5 protein-coding genes are annotated in these 3,182 nt (G+C 48.4%); all 5 read left to right on the top strand.

The features are described 5' to 3' along the window. The first annotated feature begins 187 nt into the window (after positions 1 to 187). Positions 188 to 427 (top strand): acyl carrier protein, encoded by a 240-nt coding sequence (gene acpP, locus C7B77_RS26935; RefSeq protein WP_106312271.1) that lies wholly within the window; start codon positions 188 to 190, stop codon positions 425 to 427. Positions 428 to 541: 114 nt separating this feature from the next. Next, positions 542 to 1,801, top strand: coding sequence for a beta-ketoacyl-ACP synthase II (gene fabF, locus C7B77_RS26930; protein ID WP_106312269.1), 1,260 nt, complete (start codon positions 542 to 544; stop codon positions 1,799 to 1,801). Position 1,802: 1 nt separating this feature from the next. Beyond that, positions 1,803 to 1,991 carry a DUF6888 family protein gene (locus tag C7B77_RS31780; protein ID WP_106312266.1) on the top strand — a complete coding sequence of 63 codons (189 nt, stop codon included), beginning with the start codon at positions 1,803 to 1,805 and terminating at the stop codon, positions 1,989 to 1,991. After that, the gene (locus C7B77_RS26920; RefSeq protein ID WP_106312263.1) at positions 1,988 to 2,197 is read left to right on the top strand and encodes a DUF6887 family protein; all 210 of its coding nucleotides are present in this window, start codon (positions 1,988 to 1,990) and stop codon (positions 2,195 to 2,197) included. The genes C7B77_RS31780 and C7B77_RS26920 overlap by 4 nt, the downstream gene beginning before the upstream one ends. 309 nt (positions 2,198 to 2,506) lie before the next feature. After that, entirely contained in the window at positions 2,507 to 2,968 is a 462-nt protein-coding gene (locus tag C7B77_RS26915) for a hypothetical protein (RefSeq protein WP_106312260.1), read from the top strand. Positions 2,969 to 3,182: the final 214 nt, after the last annotated feature.

Here is a 3,182-nt window from a genome sequence, read left to right as displayed (position 1 = left end):
GCCTAAAGCCCAACCCCCTATTTTGGCGCAATTTCATATTAAGATGTAGAGTGCTATTGACGTACCCTAGATGGCGATTGGCCTGCCTTCTCTTCTTCTAGCCAGACGCTACAAGAACCAAAGACTGTGCCAGCCGCCAGCGGTTGCCAGAGCTGGATTATCGTTATAAAAGTAAAAAGGAACACATATGAGCGCAGATGTATTGGCGAAAGTGCAAGCCGTAATTGCAGATAAATTGGAAGTAGACGCTGCCAAAATTACGCCAGAAGCCAACTTTACCGACGACTTAGGAGCCGATTCCCTAGATGTAGTCGAACTCGTCATGGCATTAGAAGAAGAATTCGATGTCGAAATCCCCGACGAGGAAGCCGAAAAACTCCAAACCGTTCAATCAGTAGTTGACTACATCAACGCCAAACACGGCTAGTACCGCTGCGCGGAAGATGAATTATGCGGTGTAGCGATGCGGAGCCAATCTCCGCATGTAGCACCACGGCACCCCAGCACCTCCACACTCCCACATCTCATCTCTATATCCACCATGGCAAATTCCAATCCACAATCCCGCAAACGTGTTGTTATTACTGGTTTAGGCGCGATTACGCCCATTGGAAACACCCTGGCTGAATATTGGGAAGGCTTGGTGAGTGGACGGAATGGGATTGGCGCGATTACTCATTTTGACGCAGCCAAACACGACTGTCGGATTGCCGGAGAACTCAAAAATTTCGACCCATTGCTGTATCTAGAAAAGAAAGCAGCCAAACGCATGGACAGGTTTGCCCAGCTAGCCGTCTGTGCCACCAAACAAGCCGTTGCCGATTCGGGATTGACGATCGATAGCTCGAATGCCGATCGCGTGGGTGTTATTATCGGTACGGGCATCGGCGGCCTCAAAATCCTTGAAGAACAACAAGAAATTTATCTCACCAAAGGCCCCAGCCGTTGTAGCCCATTCATGATTCCGATGATGATCGGCAATATGGCCGCCGGACTCGTCGCGATCGAATTTGGAGCCAAAGGCCCCAACTGCTGTACCGTAACGGCCTGTGCCGCAGGCGCAAACGCCATCGGCGAAGCTTTTAGACTAATCCAGGGCGACTACGCCACAGCGATGATTTGCGGCGGTACAGAAGCTGCGATCACCCCTCTGGGCATTGCCGGATTTGCCGCATGTAAAGCCGTCTCCACCCGCAACGACGACCCCCTCCACGCTTGTCGCCCCTTCGATACCGGACGCGATGGCTTTGTCATGGGTGAAGGTTCTGGCATCCTCATCCTCGAAGAACTCGAACACGCCCAAAATCGCGGCGCGAAAATCTACGCCGAAATCGTCGGTTACGCCATGACCTGCGACGCCTATCACATGACCGGACAAACCCCCGGCGGCATCGATGCCGCGCGCGCCATGTCCCTCTGTCTCAAAGATGCTGGACTAGCACCCGAAGCCGTCAGCTATATCAACGCCCACGGCACCAGCACCCCCATCAACGACCCCACCGAAACCGCTGCCATCAAAAAGGCTCTCGGCGACCACGCTTACAAGATTGCCGTCAGTTCTACCAAATCGATGACTGGACACCTCCTCGGCGGCGCAGGCGGCATCGAAGGCGTCGCATCCGCCCTCGCCATCCATCACGATCTCATCCCCCCCACGATCAATCTCGACACTCCCGAAGAAGGTTGCGATCTCGATTATGTCCCCCACGTCAGCCGCGCCGCCAAAGTGGATGTCGCGCTTTCTAATTCCTTTGGCTTCGGCGGACATAATGTGACCTTGGCGTTCAAGAAATTCTCGTAAAATGGAACCCAACAACGAACAAGCTCAAGGTCTTTATCGACTGTGCTATCGATTGACCAACGTAATCTATCCTGGCTGGCAATATAGACCCATACAACTTGTTAGAATTGATGAGCGGACGGGGAATGTGTACGTGCTTGCAGGGGAGAGTGATTTCGAGATTAAGCCAACAGGAGGATATGAGCCATGACATCAGCTAATTATGAAATGATGGAACTTGATGAACTACGTCAATATGTACTCACTCATCGCGAAGATATTCCAGCGTTTCATGTGTATGTAGATCGATCGAAAGCATCAGGACGGATGATAACGATCGATCCCAGCGATCCTGACTGGGAAGAGAATTTAGTTAAAAGAATTGAATCGCAAACATCTGGCGAAGCGAATAATTAGTCTAACAAACTGAGCCTGTAGGCTCTCTCTCAAAGAAGGGTTGTCGATTCATTACTTTACTATAGTAAAACGGAATCTTTCATCCAATATAGCGAGAAGGATATTTAATCCAAATGTAGCTCGACTGGGTTTGCCAGTCGAGCCATTTTTAGTGAAATATTCGATCTCGCTAAAAAATTTCCACAACATATCGATCGCATCTGCATAAACCCAAAATTCCGAACGTGTATCTCATCAACAGCTTAAAAATGTCGATCGTGTTTTTCACGATCGATAAAGCTGCTGCTCTTATTCAATCTCCCAAAAATCATGTCTACTACATCCAAACCATCTACCAATCCGATCGATCTGGCCAAATTACTAGTTACCTCGATCGCGATCGGGGCTACGCTAGGTTCTTCTGCGACAAATGCAGCCACAGTTCCAGCCACCGCCAACAATCTACCAGCTCAGAACCAAATTGCCACGGCCAAATATCTGGAAGGATTTTTTATCGATTCGGATTGGTCTGTAAATATCTACCGTCAAAACGGTCGCTATTATTATCGAGGCACGAATCTACATACACAAGCTTATCTAAATTTAGCTGGTGGTAATGTTTATAAAGCTGGAAACAAACAGGTTTATACTTGGCACAATCGAGGTACTAAATATCGCGTCACTTGGCAACCTAAATATCCACACACAATTCGTCTGTATGTTATCGATAATTATGGTCGGGTAGTTGTAAATCGGCTACTCCAGTGGCAAAAAGCCGAAGATTTCTTGTAATTATTCGCACCTGAAGCTCGATCTCTTCAGGTACGACATCATAGCTCGACTACCAATCGGCGGTAGTCGAGCTTTTAACAGTAATAATCGCCGATCTAGTCAGATCTGGTAGTATCTTGGCTAGCTGCCGATCGGATTTACATAGATACTATTACTAGACAGCAAAAATTAGGCTATCCACATCACTAATAGTAAATATACATTAGTGCAAGAC

The organism is Chamaesiphon polymorphus CCALA 037, from assembly GCF_003003845.1.
Taxonomy (GTDB): domain Bacteria; phylum Cyanobacteriota; class Cyanobacteriia; order Cyanobacteriales; family Chamaesiphonaceae; genus Chamaesiphon; species Chamaesiphon polymorphus.
Note: the sequence above shows the minus strand (reverse complement) of the source record. Positions and strands in the feature narration are given on the sequence as shown.